8 protein-coding genes and 2 pseudogenes are annotated in these 17,623 nt (G+C 51.2%); 8 read left to right on the forward strand and 2 right to left on the reverse strand.

From position 1 onward, the window contains the following. Positions 1-49: 49 nt before the first annotated feature. A complete protein-coding gene (locus MKZ09_RS07645) occupies positions 50-2,008 on the forward strand; it encodes a carbohydrate-binding protein (RefSeq protein ID WP_076208437.1) in 1,959 nt (652 codons plus the stop codon). A 223-nt stretch (positions 2,009-2,231) separates the two neighbouring features. On the opposite strand, the gene MKZ09_RS07650 is transcribed toward MKZ09_RS07645, so the two are convergent. Continuing rightward, positions 2,232-3,353, reverse strand: a complete 1,122-nt coding sequence (locus tag MKZ09_RS07650; RefSeq protein ID WP_076208436.1) for an MFS transporter — start codon at positions 3,351-3,353, stop codon at positions 2,232-2,234. Positions 3,354-3,459: 106 nt separating this feature from the next. Here MKZ09_RS07650 and MKZ09_RS07655 point away from each other — a divergent pair, with 106 nt between their 5' ends. Beyond that, positions 3,460-3,723 (forward strand): helix-turn-helix domain-containing protein, encoded by a 264-nt coding sequence (locus MKZ09_RS07655; RefSeq protein WP_179089646.1) that lies wholly within the window; start codon positions 3,460-3,462, stop codon positions 3,721-3,723. A gap of 15 nt (positions 3,724-3,738) precedes the next feature. Next, a pseudogene (locus MKZ09_RS07660) lies at positions 3,739-4,338 on the forward strand (LysR family transcriptional regulator substrate-binding protein). Between the two features lie 84 nt (positions 4,339-4,422). Here MKZ09_RS07660 and MKZ09_RS07665 read toward each other — a convergent pair. Then, on the reverse strand, positions 4,423-5,283 hold the full coding sequence (locus MKZ09_RS07665; protein ID WP_076208435.1) for a helix-turn-helix transcriptional regulator: 861 nt from the start codon (positions 5,281-5,283) through the stop codon (positions 4,423-4,425). A gap of 317 nt (positions 5,284-5,600) precedes the next feature. Here MKZ09_RS07665 and MKZ09_RS07670 point away from each other — a divergent pair, with 317 nt between their 5' ends. The 5 genes and pseudogenes from MKZ09_RS07670 (at position 5,601) to MKZ09_RS07690 (ending at position 17,344) form a co-directional block, all read left to right on the forward strand. Continuing rightward, entirely contained in the window at positions 5,601-6,803 is a 1,203-nt protein-coding gene (locus MKZ09_RS07670; protein WP_076208434.1) for an MFS transporter, read from the forward strand. Between the two features lie 542 nt (positions 6,804-7,345). Then, a pseudogene (locus tag MKZ09_RS34385) lies at positions 7,346-8,050 on the forward strand (glycoside hydrolase family 5 protein); the annotation flags it as partial. A 117-nt stretch (positions 8,051-8,167) separates the two neighbouring features. Continuing rightward, on the forward strand, positions 8,168-12,391 hold the full coding sequence (locus MKZ09_RS07680) for a fibronectin type III domain-containing protein (protein WP_341040771.1): 4,224 nt from the start codon (positions 8,168-8,170) through the stop codon (positions 12,389-12,391). An 84-nt stretch (positions 12,392-12,475) separates the two neighbouring features. Beyond that, complete coding sequence (locus tag MKZ09_RS07685; RefSeq protein WP_076208764.1) at positions 12,476-13,519, forward strand: S-layer homology domain-containing protein; 1,044 nt, start codon at positions 12,476-12,478, stop codon at positions 13,517-13,519. Between the two features lie 99 nt (positions 13,520-13,618). Further along, positions 13,619-17,344 carry a carbohydrate-binding protein gene (locus MKZ09_RS07690; RefSeq protein ID WP_341040774.1) on the forward strand — a complete coding sequence of 1,242 codons (3,726 nt, stop codon included), beginning with the start codon at positions 13,619-13,621 and terminating at the stop codon, positions 17,342-17,344. The last annotated feature ends 279 nt before the right edge of the window (positions 17,345-17,623 follow it).

The raw sequence follows: 17,623 nt of genomic DNA on the forward strand, positions 1-17,623 counted from the left end.
TCCAGTTTTATGTAATCGCTTTATATTATTCCAAAAGGAGTGAATTGTATTGAAGCAAATTCGTAGCTGGTTTTGTGCTTTGTTTGCGGTGGTCATGGTATTCTCGTCGGCAGTGGAAGTTATGGCCTACTCCCATCCGGGAGGAACGGTGACGGCAAGTGAATTCACGGTGATCAAGGCGAAGGTGACGGCCGGCTTGTCGCCCTGGAAGGAAGCCTATGCTGTAATGATGAACGATGCCAATCAAGGCTTGCTTGTGAACAGCCATGCGGTAGCGAATTGGAATGTGCCGGGATATTATGCGGATCCGGCAGGGCATATCGCAGCCAAAGGCGGTTTCGAGCAGGATACGCAGGCTGCTTATGCGGCTGCGCTGGCCTACCGCTTCACAGGTGACGCCAAGTATGCGCAGAAAGCGGTTGCGTTAATGAACTCGTGGGCCACGGTCAACAAGTCAAACGGCGGAACGGACGCTCCGCTTGCCTCGGCTTATATCGGTGTAGGCATGCTCAATGCAGCTGATCTGCTCGCAGATTATTCCGGCTGGAGCGCAGCGGATCAGACCGTATTCAAGAACTGGGTAGAAACCGTATTGATGCCCAAATGGAATGCCCGTCTCAACGATGCCAATAACTGGGGAGACTGGATGATGTATGCCGAGCTAGCTTATTATCATTACGCCAATAATGAGACTGCTTTCAATGACCTGGTCACTAAGCTGAAGCAGAAAATTGACCAGTCTATTGACAGTCTCGGCTTCCTGCCGGCGGAGGCAACACGGGGCTCCAATTCAATGTGGTACCACTTCTTTGCGCTGTCTCCGATGACGGCTTCGGCAGAAATCGTTCTGCATGCGACAGGAGAAAATTTGTATACCTGGGTTTCTCCAAGCGGCAAGAGCCTTAAGAAAGCGGTAGACAACCTGTTCTATTATGCTAATGGCCGCTATACAGAGTGGCCCAATGAGTATGGGGGCAAGCAGGTGTACAATACTTTTATTAACAGCAACTACTTCCCGCTGAATATGTATGAAGCGATGGCGGAAGTTTACCAGAATAAGGACTTCGAGATTTATGTGTCGCCATACCGTCCGGTCGGCGGTAATATCAACGAGGATACGGGGTTCTACCATAATCAGGCCTGGGTGTATCCGACCCTGCTCCGTTCCTCCATTATTGAGATTCCGGACCCCGGCTTTGTGCAGGTTGAAGCGGAGAACTTCACTGGCAGAGAGAAGGTTGGCACTGCCGCTACTACCGATACCGGCGGCGGTATGATGATCAACTCTACGGATAACGGAGACTATGTGTATTACAATTATTTGAACCTGGGCAAGGGTGTCCAGTACTTTGATTTCCGCTACTCCACTCCAGCCACGGATGGGGCGATGTCCATACGCTATGGCAGTCCAACGGGACCTGTGCTTGGTTCCACGCAACTTCCCTCTACCGGCGGGTGGGATAAATATGAGACGATCCGCGTTCCACTTACGGGTGCGAGCGGCATCAAAAATATTTATTTGGTGTTCAGCAAACCAACTGCGGGTTCCGTTGCCAACATTAACTGGTTCAGCTATACAACGAATCCCAATACGGTGCGGATGGAAGCGGAGAATTATACCGGACAATCCGGTGTCACTGTTGGAGACATTACAATAGGTACTGAGGTTATCCGCAGGGTGGGTTCTACGGACAATAATGACTATGTGTACTACAATGGGCTCAACTTTGGTCTTGGCGTCTCCTCTCTCAAGCTGCGTTATACGACTCCATATACCGACAGCAGAATTGAAGTGCGCGACGGAAGTGCAACCGGAACCCTGCTTGGCTCGGCCAGCCTGCCGAGGACAGGGGGCTGGGAAACCTATTCTACCGCAGATATCAACTTTCAGAATGCGAGCGGCGGAACGCTTGAAGTCAGCGGAAGCAAGAATATTTATCTTGTATTCAAACGTGCAGGCGGCTCGGCTGTGGCAGATATCGACTGGTTCAGCTTCACCGCGAAGTGAGCTGTACCGTGAAGCTTCCGGCAACGGCATAATTAAATAGCCATGCGGAATTTATGACGCCCTCCCGCAAGCGGATTCTCCGCTTGCGGGAGGGCGTCTTGCCGTATGCTGCGGAGGAAGGCCATGAAGCATCATCCGCGTATAGAGGAGTCTACCAACAATGCATTGCCCTTACCTTCGGAAGCGTCAGCCGGCAGTTGTGTGATTCTCCAGCCTAATACAATCACAATGCAAGCGACCGCAATAAGCAAGTATAGGGTTGGTGTAAAGCTGTGTGACAGGTCGTGGAGCAAACCTGCCATGAGGGGCCGACGGCTCCAATGGTATAGCCGATAGCCTGAGTCATCGCTGACCAGGTGCTTGCTTCAGCGGGAGTAGCTGTTTTGTCGATAGGCAGCAGCAGTGCAAGAGATACAAGGCCTCCGCCTCCAAGTCCAAGACATGCAGCAGCAGCGATTGGAGTTATGCTGGAGGAACAAAGTATAGACAAGCCTGCGATCTCGCTCAGCGTGAAGAACGTAATCCAGACCCGTCTGCTGGGAAATACCCTCAACAAAACGGGTAATAATAGGGTAGCCGGCAGCTGGGCAAGCATAAACACGGTTCCGGTAAGGCCGGCAAAGGCAGCTGACCCGCCTTTTTCCTCCACAATAGCCGGCATCCATGCGGTGAAGCAGTAGAATAAAAATGTAATCAGACCGACAAAAGCCGTCAAAAGCCATGCCTGCTTATTTTTCAGCGGAAGGGAAAAGTTCTGATTCTGTACAGAGGTATGGGGAGGATTCATTGGCCGCCGTATTAGCAGCAACCAGACCGGAACCGCCAGCATTGCGAATAGGCTCCAAAATCCCAAGGCCCCTTGCCAGAAGCCGGCAAACCGGGTCTGCAGCGGAACCGTTAGGCCGATGGCCAGGGAAGCACCAATGACCATGGAAGTAGAATATATGCCGATCATCAGTGAAACGGAGTTCGGAAAATGCTGTTTGATAAAGCCCGAAATCAAAGGACTGACTATACCGACACCGGAGCCGGCTATTAAAGCCGTCAGCAGCAGATTCGTATAATTGTTCATGAAAAAACGCAGGAAGGTTGCCAGGCCAATCAGGAGCAGGAAAAAGGCGATTGTCCGCTCCAATCCGAACCTTCCGCTTACGCGTCCGGCGAAAAGTGAGCAAATTCCGATGCACAGCAGCGGAATGGAGGTGAGGAGACTGGCGGCAGCGGAATTCAAATGCAGCTGGTCTGTAAGCAATTGCAGTATGGGGCTGACAGACGTTATAGCGGGTCTAAGATTTAATGATGCCAGTATTACGGCTAGAATTAATAAAAGCCTGCGGAAATTCATCCGTGTACCTCCTTGTATACATTGAAATTAAGTTCTTAGTTATGATACATTCTATTTAAGTATAAATAAAATGAATTATTGTTATATGGGGGATATCAGATTTGGTATGAATAAGGCGCAGATTGAACTGATTGTGAGAATATCTGAGGAAGGTAGCTTTTCTAAAGCAGGGGGAAAATTAAATATGACACAGCCGGCTATAAGCCGGGCAGTAGCAGCTATTGAAACGGAATTAAATACGGTTCTCATTCTGCGCAACCGTAAAAACAAATTGGTTTTCACAGAACTGGGTGAACTCATTTTGATTTCTTTTCGAAATATACTGAGTGAATTTACTAAAATCGAAGAGTTCGTAGCCGCAAAAAGATGACTGGAAACCGGCCAAATCCGAATCGGCGCGTATCCTACGGCCTGCACTTATTTTCTGCCGAAAATTATTCGCAGGATGGAGGAAGAGCATCCCAATCTTCAGATCAGTTTATCTGAGGGAAGCGTTGATGAAGTGAAAAGCTGGCTGCACAACCGTGTGGTTGATGTGGGAATCATTATACCGCCTAATGAAAACTTCCATTGCATACCCCTTGCCAGGGATAAAATGATTGCGGCCGTGAGCTCAGACCATCCTTTGAGCCATAGGGAACAGATTCGTGTGGAGGATATCCGGAGGCAGTAGCTGCTGCTTGTCAAAGGGGGGTATGAAACCCAAATTTCCACCCTCCTAAAAGATGCAGGAATTGAACCGGACACACGCGTGAAGTATAGAGTCAGTCATTTGGATACGGCCCTGAGAATGGTTCAGGAAGGCTTGGAAATAACATTTACGACAGAACGGTCCATTATCTCTTTACCGGAGAATGTTATTATCTGTAACCTGGAGCCTGAAGTCTACCGCGAAATTAATATTGCCGTTTTGTCTCTAGATGAATCAACGAGTGCAGTCAAATATTTCATTAAAACCGCTAAGGAGCTTTATGCCGGAATTTAAATAAAACTGAGGTCACAGAAGCTTCATATCATCAAAATAAAGAGGACAAAGGCACTTTACAGCGCCTGCTGTCCTCTTTTGCATTCAGGTATTCTCATACAAATCCTTTTGATTATTCTCACGGAATCTACGGGGGGATTCACCGATCACACGGGTAAACAGAATGGAGAAATAATTGGGATTATCGTATCCTACCATTTTAGCAATCTCCCAGACCTTCTTATTCGTGCTAGGCAGCAGTCTCATGGCTTCTCCCATACGACGCTGAATCAAATAATTAATGGGTGATATCCCGAAGTTATTCTTGTATATGTGAACCAGATAATAGGTATCGATATGGAAGAGTTGTGCCAGATCCATAAGGCTTAGCTTACGTCTGTAGTTTATATCTAAATATCCTTTGATTTGATTGGCAAGAGGAGTCTTCTGTTCCTTTGCAGTGCGATGCTGTGAGAGAATCATACGCTCAAGCAGGAGCAGGATAACTTCGAATAAATGCTGAGAGATCTGTTCGTAACCACTATTGCGCAGCGAAAACTCGCCAAATAATGTTCGCATCAATAGCGACAGCTCGTTAGAATATGGATTCGAACGGATGACCGGTTCCTTGTCAGGGTGAATGACCCAATCACGTTGCTCGGCAATAGGAGAGTTGAACCGAAATCCGCAGTAATAGGTAAATAACGGTTTGTCAGGATCGGACTGTTCCTGATGCAATATTCCCCGGTTATATATCAGCACATCCCCTTTTGTTGCAGTATAGGCCTTGCCGTCAATCACAAATGAACCCACCCCGTCTTCAATGAAAATAACTTCATGCAAATCTTCATGTTTATGAAGCGCAAATTTCCACTCCGGGTTATCACTTAGTTTGCCGGCATAAATCAGCTGGCTGTTGAAGGCCGAAGAAGCATGGGTTAATAATAAATCGTTGCGCTCAGGCATGGGGCCCCTACTTTCAAACATGATTTTTTGGGTGAACTTCTTAATGACAAGATATATCACATTTTTTTAAAAGACAACAATAACCTTTATTGTTCCCCGATCGGTTCATTTGTAAAATTGAGAGGAGCAAAAGGAGAGAAATTGAGCGATTACTGAACTTGGCCACCAATTGCTTGGATACTATCAGTGGTGAACTGAGATGGGGGAGAGAGAATGGAGGCGTTAAAATGTGGGTTTTACACAACAACCCCCAGATAAAAAACGCTCATAGTCTGTTATTTGTGCAATATATATAATGATTTTTTGGAGATGTAACTATGACAACAGTCAATGAACGCGGTTTGGTCTTTTCTTTTACATTTATGGCTTTTTTACTTGGAACCACCGAATATATCATAGTGGGTTTGTTATCAGAAATTGCTGAATCGCTGCAAATTACGCTGGCTGTTGCCGGCAGTCTGGTCTCCGGTTTTGCAATCGCCTATGCCGTAGGAACGCCTATATTAATGACCATAGCGAGCCGGCTTCCGAAAAAGAAAACCATTCAGGGGACCATCGTCCTGATTATCTTGTTTAACTTATTCAGTGCGGGCTCGGACACCTTTGGCTTACTAATGTTTACCAGGATTGCAACGGCCGTCTTGTGCGGATTAGCCATTTCCCTTTCACTCTCAGCCGTAAGTGAGGTTGTGGCACCGGCCAATCAAGGAAGCTCCGTTTCGTACATTCTGGGGGGATTTGGCATTGCTAACGTGCTGGGTGTGCCAATCGGCACTTTTGTGGGGCAGCACATGGAGTGGCAAGCCTCCTTTATCTTGACAGCGCTAATGGGAGTTGCCGCTTTGGTGCTCAACGCCATCTTTATTCCAGCTCATCTTTCGAACACCAAAGGATCACTTAAAGAACAACTCGTCCTGCTGACTAATGGGCGTATTGTGCTGGCCTTCATGATCCCAGTGCTTGGAACTGCGGCAGTGTTCAGCATCTATACCTATATCAGACCCATTATGGATAAAGTTATGGCGATACCGGCCAACTCGGTTAGCTGGGTTCTTCTGGCCTATGGATTGGCGACGATCTTCAGCACCTGGATTGGCGGACGAGTTGCGTCCGGTAATGCTCTGGGCAGATTGCGGATTGTATTTCTGATTCAGACAGCCATTTATATCCTCTTCTTCTTTGCAGCACCTGTTCCTGTCTTAGGGCTGGTCTTTTTGATCCTCAGCGCATGTGTATCGAATATTCTGAACGTGACCGCCCAATTGTATTTAATTGAACTGTCTGTTCAACAATCACCGGCTTCAAGAGATTTTGCTGCCTCCCTGAACCCTGTAGCGGCCAATATCGGCATAGCAGGCGGATCAGCACTTGGCGGGTTAGTTGTAGGAAGCGCGGGATTGTCTGGTTTACCTTGGATAGCAGCCTGTATCGCATTGTCCGCATTCGCAGTAACCATAATCAGCTACCGGATGAAAATAAGACACAACCGCGTACAGTCCAAGTTCCTGCTGTCTAGGTAGTGTTAGAGCTGAACCATGAATTTTAAAAGGCGAAGCGTTCATACCAGCGAGAGATTACTATTTACAAAAGAGGGCAGAAGCACCTACGAGTGCTTCTGCCCTCTTTTGTAAATGTTGACCAGACGATGCCCTGTATACGGTCAGCAAAAATCAGCTTAGAAGCCAAAAGGTCACCAAAGTACAAAATCGGGTCACCGGAGAGGGGTGTCACGAACTTTTCAGTGCTTTAGGATTAAGGCAAATCCTTTCAAAAATAAGCAAACTTGAAAGCGTATTCTTATGAGGAGGTGAGGCCAACAAACAAATGGCACCTGTCCCCCTGGATTAGCTTGCTGTATCTAAATCGATGGAGGTGTTAATTTTTGAAAGTGAAAAAAAGTCTTGTGCTTTCTTTAGTCTTTGTTTTGCTGCTTAATGGATTGAATATGGTAATAGTACCGGCGAAACCGGCAGCAGCGGAAGCAGCGCCGATAAACTATTCCCGCGGAGTGAATTTGGCAGGACCGGGATTCGGTAATGCTTCCTATTGGAACTCACAAGAAATGATTGACTACTATGGTGCCAAGGGATTTGAAACAGTCCGCACCTCAATTAAATGGGAGCGCCTTCAGCCCGTGCTTGGAGGTCCGCTTGATGCCACTTACTTAAATAATGTGAAGGCGGAAGTCGGACGAATCAGTAATGCCGGCATGAAAGTGATTATCGATCTTCACAACTACGGCAGATACAATGACAAAATCATCGGAGATGCAAACTCAGGGGTGACCACAGAGCATTTTACAGATATATGGACCAAAATTTCGAGTGAATTCAAATCCAATCCGGCCGTTTATGCCTACGATTTGATGAATGAGCCCCATGATATGGGAACCATGGACTGGAAGGATATCTCCCAGGCGGCGGTTACAGCCATCCGGGCCAATGGTGACAACTCACTGATCATGGTTGAAGGCACGGCCTGGTCCAGCTCCTATCAATGGGAGGCCAACAACAATTCGCCGACGAGCTGGATTACCGATCCGGCCGACAACTTTATGTATTCGGCCCATATTTACTTTGATTATGACCGTACTGGCACCTATCAAAAAACCTATGATGAGGAGATCGCCATCAATCCGGATCTGAATATGATCGGCATCCAGCGGACCATGGATTTTCTCGTCTGGTGCAACAAGAATAATGTCAGAGGTTATTTCGGAGAATTCGGCACACCTAAAGACGATCTGCGCTGGAATCCGGTGCTGGAGAATTTCCTCCAAGTATTGGATGACTACGGCATGGACGCAACCTATTGGTCGGGAGGGGCATTCGGTGATTCCTATAACCTGAATCTCAACCCCGTGAACGGGACGGATGCGATCCAGATGCGCGTGCTGACCGATCATTTATCCGGAACTCTTGCTTCAATGCCGCCGCTGCCGGCAGGGATTCATGAAGCGGAGGCCTTGAACGTGCAATCGATAAGCTCCACCGCGACGCATGAGGCCCGGAGTCTGCGAACGGCCAGCGGAGGAAAATACGATTTGTTCAATGCGACCAAGGCGGGTGACTATATTGAGTATAAAGTCAATGTGCCTGCGGCCGGAACCTATCATGTGACGGCCAAAGTGCCGAAATCCTTGAGCAACGGGATCTATCAGCTGTCGATAGACGGGGTCAATCAGGGTAATGCATTTGACGCTTATTATTTCACCGTGGATGATGACAAGATTTATGACCTGGGCTACGTTGAGTTTGCCGGCGGAGGCGATAAGCTCATCCGGTTTACCAGCACAGGCAAAAACGTAACGGCAACGGGATACAAGCTTCCGCTTGATTATATTCAGCTATCCCCGTTCAGCGGTACTGTGCCTAGTCCCGCACCGGTACCGACACCGGATACCCAGGCGCCGTCTGCACCAGCCGGTGTAACCTTAAAGGCGCTTTCTCTTAGTCAGGTCAATGTGAAATGGAATAAATCCACAGATAATGTGGGCGTGGTCGGTTATATCATTTACCGTGACGGCACAGAGATCGGCAGAACCACAACAACCGATTTCACCGATAACGGTGTTACCCCTTCTGTCTCGCATGACTTCACGGTTAAAGCGTATGACAGGCAGAATCTCTCTGCGGCCAGCGAAACTGCAACCATTAAGACGGTGAATACGGTTCCGGTATTTTTACCGATCGAAGACTTTAACCAGATTCAATATACGGTATCCAAAGCGAATGTCGGCGGGAATATCGTATCCAAAGCGGCTCTGGATGAAAAGACGGGCAAAATTACGCTGACCATGGATTTATCCCCGGCCTGGATCGCGCATGAACAGCACCCGCTGTTCTACTATGTACCGCTGCATGACGGCGGTGAAGTCATTGCACGGCTGACCAGTGCAGAGCTGGCTTCCTTTGCGGGTGTTATGGTCGCGGAGAAAGTAACAGACGATGCTCCGAGATTGTTAATGACAGGGCTGACCACCGATGCCTACAGTGCAGATTGGGGAACTTTCAAAGTTCAGTCCCTTGCCAGAACAGAAGCCTATGCGGCTACTGACAAGAACAGGCATGATGCCGCTACCGACGCAGTGTTCAAACAGGTCAACACCCCGTTCTGGGCGAAGCTGGTACGCACTGGAGAGAATATATCCAGCTATATCAAAAACAGCGATGGCAGCTGGGGAAATGGCAAGGGTGCAAGCACACCGCTCCGGACAGTTGCCTTCAGCGGTCTGGCCAATAGTGCCCCGGTCTATGCCGGTGTGGGCATGACAGGAGACAAGGCCAGAGGCGGTAAATGGTCCGCTGAATTTGACAGCTTCTCGCTTCCGAACTATCCGGTGCCTGCGACGGAGGGCGAGGCAATCTCCTTCCCGGTCAAAACTGCCGACCCGGATGGGCAAACGGTGGCTGTCAGCATCACTGAAAGTAATTTGCCGGGGGATGCGGATTACAGCTTCACAAACGGGCAGTTCACCTGGAACAGTCCTAAGGCCGGCACCTATAAGGTAACCTTCGCAGCAAGCGACGGGCTGGATCAGGCAGAGCCGATGTCGGTTGTGCTGCAGGTTGCAGCGCCGGATACGGTAGCGCCTAGCGCCCCGTCCAATGTCACTGTAACCCCTGTGTCAAGCAGTCAATTGAATCTGAAATGGACAAATTCGACAGATAATTTAGGTGTTGAAGGCTACAAGATTTATTGCGGAGAGGCGGAAGTGGGCACTTCGGCAACGCCTTCCTTCAGCGACACCGGTCTGAGTCCTTCAACCACTTATACTTATTATGTAAAGGCATTTGACAAAGCCGGCAATCTGTCGCCTGCCAGCAATTCGGTTACAGCTGTGACAGATAGCATGCCGCTGTCCTTCCTGCCAGTCGTGGATTTCAGCCAGGTCCAGTACACGGTATCGGCATCGACCGCTGAAGGAACGATAGCATCAAGTGCAAGCATGGATGAGGCGACAGGTAAAATCAGATTGACGCTGGATTTTGCACGCGCTTCCAAAGCGCATGAGCAGCATCCGATATTCTACTATGTGCCTTTATACGGGGACGGAGAGGTCATTGCCCGGCTGACGGATGCAGCACAGGCAAACTACGCGGGTGTGATGATTACGGACAGAATAACCGATGATATTCCGCGTTTACTGATGACCGGTCTTACAACGGACGGTTACAGTCCTATTTTTGGACCACTCAAAATTCATTCCTTCGCCAGAACGGAAGGGACGGCTGTGCTTAAAAACCGTCATGAGTCCACTCAAGATGAACCGTACAAGAACAGGACAACCCCGTTTTGGGTGAAAATGGTCCGTACGGGCACTCAAATCAGCAGCTATATCCAAAACAGCAACGGCAGTTGGGGAAATGGCAAAGGAGGAACGGCTGCGCTTCGTACGGTAACCTTCAGCGGTCTGGTTGCTGACGCGCCAGTATATGCCGGTGTGGCCGTATCGGGTGACAAGGTCAGAGGAAATAACTGGTCAGCCGAATTTGACAATTTCTCCATTTCCACCTATACCCTGCCGGTAACGACAGATGCACCGGTATCTTTCCCGGTCAAAGTGGTCAGCCCGACGGATGAAGTGAATATTACGATTTCCAATAAGGATCTGCCGGCAGGAGCCCAATATTCCCTGGAGAATGGTCAATTCACCTGGAATAATCCCAAGGCGGGTACCTACAGCGTTACCTTCGCTGCCAATGACGGGCATACGGATGCAACGCCTATGACGATCAACTTGAAGGTTTCCCAGGGAAGTACTATTAATGTAAGCGAATTGCAGGCACTTATCACAAGCGCCCGGGCGTATGATAACGCGAACGGCCATTATACAGCCGAATCCTTTGCCTCGCTGCAGCAAGCCATTGCAGCAGCAGAAGCGGCACTTGCCACAATTACCACGGAGCAGCAGCTGAATGATGCTATAGCAGCGCTGCAGCAGGCAGTGGATAATCTTCAAGAGGCGCCGCAGTCCGGCGAGCTGGCGGCCCTGCTGTCGGGGCCGTCCACCCTCCACGCCGGACAGAACGCGGAGTGGACGGTTGGATTGACCGGACTGGGCAGCGCGGAAGCCGGATTCAATACGGCCGATCTGGTCGTGAATTATGATCCGGCCGTGCTGGAATTTGAGACGGATACGGATGCGAACGGCCATCTCCTGCTCAAGGAGGGGGCACTGCAGATTACACGCAGCGGCTTCCAGGTGGTGGGCACAGCGGTGAAGCCGGAGGCCGGACAGATCCGGATTATGCTGGTCCGCACAGGGGAAGCTCCGGCGGCAGAAAACGGCAGCCTGCTTCAATTGTCGGGCAAGGTCAAGGCGGACGCCTCGGCCAGCAGCACAACCGTCAGCCTGAGCGAATTCAGTATCGTGTCCGAAGGACAGACAACGGTACTGGACACGGGCGCAGCGGCAGTGACCAGCCAGATTGTGCTTGCCGACAAGACGGCGCTGAACAATCTAATTGCGGAAGCGAAAGCACTGCTCTCAGCAAGCACCGTCGGCATGCAGCCGGGGCAATATCCGCAAGCGGCAGCGGATGCACTGCAGACCGCGGTTGATGCAGCCCAGGCAGTAGCAGATGACGCGAATGCAAATGCAGCCGCGGTCGGCGGGGCTGTCGGCAGCCTGCAGAGCGCAATGAACACCTTCAGAAGCCAAGTGATACCGCAAGTTCCGGGTGCCGACAAAACGGAGCTGACCGCGCTGATCGGCACTGCAAACGGCCAGCTGGCCCGAAGCGTGGAAGGCAGCAAGGTGGGACAATATACGCCTGGATCCAAGGCGGCGCTGCAGACGGCGATTGCGGCAGCGCAGGCTGTGGTGAATCAGCCTAGTGCAACGGAAGCGCAGGTGGCACAGGCGAAGACGGCACTAAGCAGCGGGCTGCAGCAGTTCTCCAAGGCGATTATTACCATGGTGGACGGCGCAACCCAGGTTACTCTTCTGGATCTCTCCATTATTGCGCGGTACTTCGGCATCACCTCGCAGGATGCGCACTGGAGCGAGGTCAGCAAGGCAGATATGTACGACGAGCATGAAATTACTATCCGTGCGCTGGGGGCGGTAGCCCGCCTGATTCTCGACGACTGGCTCGCGAAGTAATTTCGGCTGATTGTGCTTAAAGGGGAAGAGGAGGACGATCTTGTCATCCTCTTCCCATTCTATTCAGAAGAGGATGAATTCAAAATGAAATACGCTGTATCCGTGCTTGCGTTGATGATACTGCTGCTGGGACTTGGCAGTCCGTCTTATGCACAATCAGACGGAAGCGCCAGCCCCGCAAATACTTTTACACTCAGCGTCAAGGAGAGCCAAGGCAATATCCAGGTCATTGTTAAAGGGGTTAATTTAGTAGATGTCTTCGCGTATGATCTTCAGTTTACTTATGATTCTGCCCGTCTTAAGCTGATTGATTCCCGGAGCGAAGGGTCCGGGTTTAGCGTCGAGCCTATCGTGGACGGGGGCAGGATTCGTCTTGCACATACGAAAATCGGCAGTGTTGCCGGTACGAACGGAGATGCCGATCTGGCCACACTTCTTTTTCAGCGGATTGGGGCCGGAGCTGCAGAGCTGTCACTGGCAGAGGTAAAGCTGGTCAATTCCAAACTGGAAATGACCGCTTATCCGGTGGATATCCGGGAGAGTATTCAAGTGGGGCAAATGACCAGCATGTTTACCGATATCAAAAATCATTGGGCGGAAATGAACATTCTCGGAGCCGCAGCCAGGGGCTTTATTAACGGTTACGGGGATGGAACGTTTAAGCCGGACCGGCAGGTAAGCCGGGCTGAGTTCGCGTCGATGCTTGTCCGGGCGCTATCGCTCCCTGCAGCTGTCCATCCGGGCTTCTCGGATCTGGAGAAGATCCCGGCCTGGGCACGTCCCTATGCTGCATCGGCTGAGGCGGCGGGCCTGCTGACGGGATATGAAGACCGCTCCTTCCGGGCGGATCTGCTGATTACACGGGAACAGGCAATGGTGATGATTGCAAGGGCCATGGAGAAGACGGGATTAAAGGGCCAGCTTCCTGTCCAATCGCCGGCCGCTGCCCTTCTTCCGTATACGGATAAGAGCAAGGTCTCTTCATGGGCAGAGAGCGGCATTACGGATTGCCTGCAGGCCGGGATCGTATCGGGAAGAAGCGGTACCATACTAGCTCCAAAAGAGAATCTGACCCGGGCTGAAGCTGCGGTAATCGTGCAGAGACTGCTGCAAAAATCCGGTCTGTAATGAAATAGCCCAACTAGAGAACTGTACGTTACTTACACCGAACAACTTCAATAAAACGCAAGACGTCTTAAAAAAATGACAAGACGAGGAGTGGATCATTTGAAACAGGTTCGTGTTTGGTTCTGTACTATATGTTCGGTTATTCTGGTATTTTCGTTTGCTGTTAGCGCATTGGCGTACTCTCATCCCGGAGGCATAGTCACAGCCGATGAATTTGCTGTGATCAAGGCGAAGGTCAACGCCAATCTTTCACCGTGGAAAGAGGCTTACAATGTCATGATGAGGGATGCGGACAACGGATTGCTTGTGCAGAACCATGCGGTAGCAACGTGGAATGTCCCCGGTTTTTATGCTGATCCCGCGGGCCATATTGCCGCCAAGGGCGGTCTGGAACAGGATACGCAAGCAGCCTATGCCGGAGCGCTGGCCTACCGGTTTACGGGCGATGCCAAGTATGCCGATAAAGCGGTGGAGCTGATGAATGCATGGGCCGTTACCAATAAAGCAATGGGGATGACGGATGCGCCCCTCGCTTCGGCATATGTAGGGGTAGGCATGATTAATGCGGCTGACCTGCTGAAGGACTATTCCGGCTGGAGGGCAGCGGAACAGGCGCAATTCCAGAGCTGGATCCGTGCGGTTTGGCTGCCGAAATGGATCGCGCACAAGGATGAGAACAACTGGGGAGACTGGATGCGTTATGCCAAGCTCGCATTCTATCATTACACAGATAATGAAACTGCCTTCAACGATGAGGTAGTCAAGCTGAAAAATAAAATCGACGAAGCGATTGACGACAGAAGCTTTCTGCCTGCCGAGGGAACGCGTGGTTCCAATTCAATGTGGTACCATTATTTTGCACTCTCTCCAATGACGGCTTCGGCGGAAATCGTTCTTCATGCGACCGGGGAGGATCTGTTTCACTGGGAATCTCCATCCGGCAAAAGCCTGAAGAAGGCATCCGATAATCTGCTCTATTATGCGAACGGGCATGTCTCGGAGTGGCCCAATGAATATGGCGGCAAGCAGGTATACAGTACATTTTTAAATAATAATTCATTTCCGCTCAATATGTACGAAGCGCTGGCGGATATTTATCAGGATCCGCAATACGAAATCTATGTATCGCCGTACCGCCCGATTGGCGGCAATATTAACGGGGATACGGGGTTCTATCATAATCATGCCTGGGTGTATCCAACGCTGCTCCGCACCTCGGTTATCGAGCTGCCGGACCCCGGATACGTCAAGGTCGAAGCAGAGGATTACACGGGCAGGGAGAAAATCGGCGTTGTGGCCACAGCGGATGAAGGCGGCGGGCAGGCGATCAATTCCACGGATAACGGGGATTATGTTTTTTATAATTATCTGAATCTGGGGAAGGGTGTTAATTATTTTGATTTCCGCTACGCAACCCCCGAAACAGACGGCTCAATCTCGATACGCTACGGCAGCCAAGCGGGTCCCGAATTAGGTTATGTGGATTTGCCGGCCACAGGATCATGGACCCAGTTCGAGACGATCCGGGTGCCGCTGACGGGAGCGAGCGGAATTAAGAACATCTATCTGGTCTTTACCAAACAATCTTCAGGCACGGTCGCCTACATCAACTGGTTCAGTTATAAAACGGATGACAACGAACCTCCTCTCCTGAGCAGCAACGCGAATCTGGTATGGCTGGCAGTAAACGGGGTGCAGCTTGAGCAATTTGTCCGCACTAATACGACCTATACCATGAAGATTCCGGCAGATGCTGCGGTTCCAGTGATTTCGGCTGCAGTCGCTGACAGCAAAGCGGCATTCTCAATTGAGCAGGCAGCGTCTCTTCCCGGGGTAGCCAGGGTGAGAATTACAGCAGAGAACGGGACTACAACCAAGCTGTACAGCATTTGGTTCAGCGCTGCAGAAGCATCGGACTCCAGAAGCATCCGCATCGAAGCGGAGGATTATGCCGGACAATCCGGGACTGCTACGGCCAATGTCACTATAAATAATACGGAAATTATCCGTAAAGTCGGTTCCACGGACAATAATGATTATTTATTTTACAAGGATCTGGATTTTGGTGCAGGTGTCCCCTCCTTGAAGGTCCGCTATGCGACGCCATACACTGACAGCAATATTGAAGTGCATGACGGCAGCGCGACCGGTCCGCTACTTGGCACCGTGACACTTGCAAAAACAGGGGATTGGCTGACCTTTAAAACGATGGATATTGTATTCAGAGACAGCAGCGGCAACCGCATGGAAGTGGGCGGGATCAAGAATATTTATGTCGTATTCCGCAGAACCACCGGTGCAGTGGGGGATATCGACTGGTTCAGTTATGCGGCGAAAATTCCCGCAGTGGCTGCGAACAACAGCCTGAGCGCGTCCGATGTGCAGACAATGCCGGGGGCAGCCGTGACTCTCAGGGCACTGGGCGACCGCCAGCAGGCGGCGGGAGAAGTCGTTGGGGATGAGCGTTTTCTGCCGGCAGGCTGGTCTGCGGGTGAAAACGGCGGAATAACAGGAATATTCACATTTAACGAAAGCAGCCATGTATCGGAAGCGGTGTACACACCGGCGGAAGCGGGCAGCCACACGGTCACAGCTTCTTTCCGGAAGGAGATTTGGAATGGTACGGCGTGGACGGACAGCGGAGCTGCGGATTCGAAGAGCATCACGTTGACTGTACGCACAGCGTCTGGTCCGGACGTATCGGCGGCCCTGCTGTCGGGGCCGTCCACCCTCCACGCCGGACAGAACGCGGAGTGGACGGTTGGATTGACCGGACTGGGCAGCGCGGAAGCCGGATTCAATACGGCCGATCTGGTCGTGAATTATGATCCGGCCGTGCTGGAATTTGAGACGGATACGGATGCGAACGGCCATCTCCTGCTCAAGGAGGGGGCGCTGCAGATTACACGCAGCGGCTTCCAGGTGGTGGGCACGGCGGTGAAGCCGGAGGCCGGACAGATCCGGATTATGCTGGTCCGCACAGGGGAAGCTCCGGCGGCAGAAAACGGCAGCCTGTTTCAATTGTCGGGCAAGGTCAAGGCGGACGCCTCGGCCAGCAGCACAACCGTCAGCCTGAGCGAATTCAGTATCGTGTCCGAAGGACAGACAACGGTACTGGACACGGGCGCAGCGGCAGTGACCAGCCAGATTGTGCTTGCCGACAAGACGGCGCTGAACAATCTGATTGCGGAAGCGAAAGCACTGCTCTCAGCAAGCACCGTCGGCATGCAGCCGGGGCAATATCCGCAAGCGGCAGCGGATGCACTGCAGACCGCGGTTGATGCAGCCCAGGCAGTAGCAGATGACGCGAATGCAAATGCAGCCGCGGTCGGCGGGGCTGTCGGCAGCCTGCAGAGCGCAATGAACACCTTCAGAGGCCAAGTGATACCGCAAGTTCCGGGTGCCGACAAAACGGAGCTGACCGCGCTGATCGGCACTGCAAACGGCCAGCTGGCCCGAAGCGTGGAAGGCAGCAAGGTGGGACAATATACGCCTGGCTCCAAGGCGGCGCTGCAGACGGCGATTACGGCAGCGCAGGCTGTGGTGAATCAGCCTAGTGCAACGGAAGCGCAGGTGGCACAGGCGAAGACGGCACTAAGCAGCGGGCTGCAGCAGTTCTCCAAGGCGATTATTACCATGGTGGACGGCGCAACCCAGGTTACTCTTCTGGATCTCTCCATTATTGCGCGGTACTTCGGCATCACCCCGCAGGATGCGCACTGGAGCGAGATCAGCAAGGCAGATATGTACGACGAGCATGAAATTACTATCCGTGCGCTGGCGGCGGTAGCCCGCCTGATTCTTGACGACTGGCTCGCGAAGTAATTTTCGCTGATTGCGCTTAGAGGGGAAGAGGCTATCCCAAAAGTAGTCTATCTACGATTAGAGACAGACCCTTCTCATTTTCAAAACCGCAAAAAGATCAAAAGAGCAACCATTCTCCCGTCACTGGAGAAGGGCTGCTCTTTGTTTTGGTCATTTGCAGCTTGCTTCGATTCCTTCTATTTCTCGCTGAAACACCCCGTCCTTATAGGACGGCGTAGTCGTTTCGACTTAGATGTCACCAAAGTACAAATTCAGGTCACCAATGCGGTGTGTGGCGCA

This window comes from Paenibacillus sp. FSL R5-0908, assembly GCF_038006245.1.
GTDB classification, from domain to species: Bacteria; Bacillota; Bacilli; order Paenibacillales; family Paenibacillaceae; genus Paenibacillus_AQ; species Paenibacillus_AQ odorifer.

Bases quoted from the DNA above. Each gene is read 5' to 3' on its own strand.
- MKZ09_RS07665 (WP_076208435.1), bottom strand. From the start codon at position 5,283: ATGCCTGAGCGCAACGATTTATTATTAACCCATGCTTCTTCGGCCTTC.
- MKZ09_RS07655 (WP_179089646.1), top strand. From the start codon at position 3,460: ATGAATAAGGCGCAGATTGAACTGATTGTGAGAATATCTGAGGAAGGT.
- MKZ09_RS07680 (WP_341040771.1), top strand. From the start codon at position 8,168: ATGCGCGTGCTGACCGATCATTTATCCGGAACTCTTGCTTCAATGCCG.
- MKZ09_RS07670 (WP_076208434.1), top strand. From the start codon at position 5,601: ATGACAACAGTCAATGAACGCGGTTTGGTCTTTTCTTTTACATTTATG.
- MKZ09_RS07685 (WP_076208764.1), top strand. From the start codon at position 12,476: ATGAAATACGCTGTATCCGTGCTTGCGTTGATGATACTGCTGCTGGGA.
- MKZ09_RS07650 (WP_076208436.1), bottom strand. From the start codon at position 3,353: ATGAATTTCCGCAGGCTTTTATTAATTCTAGCCGTAATACTGGCATCA.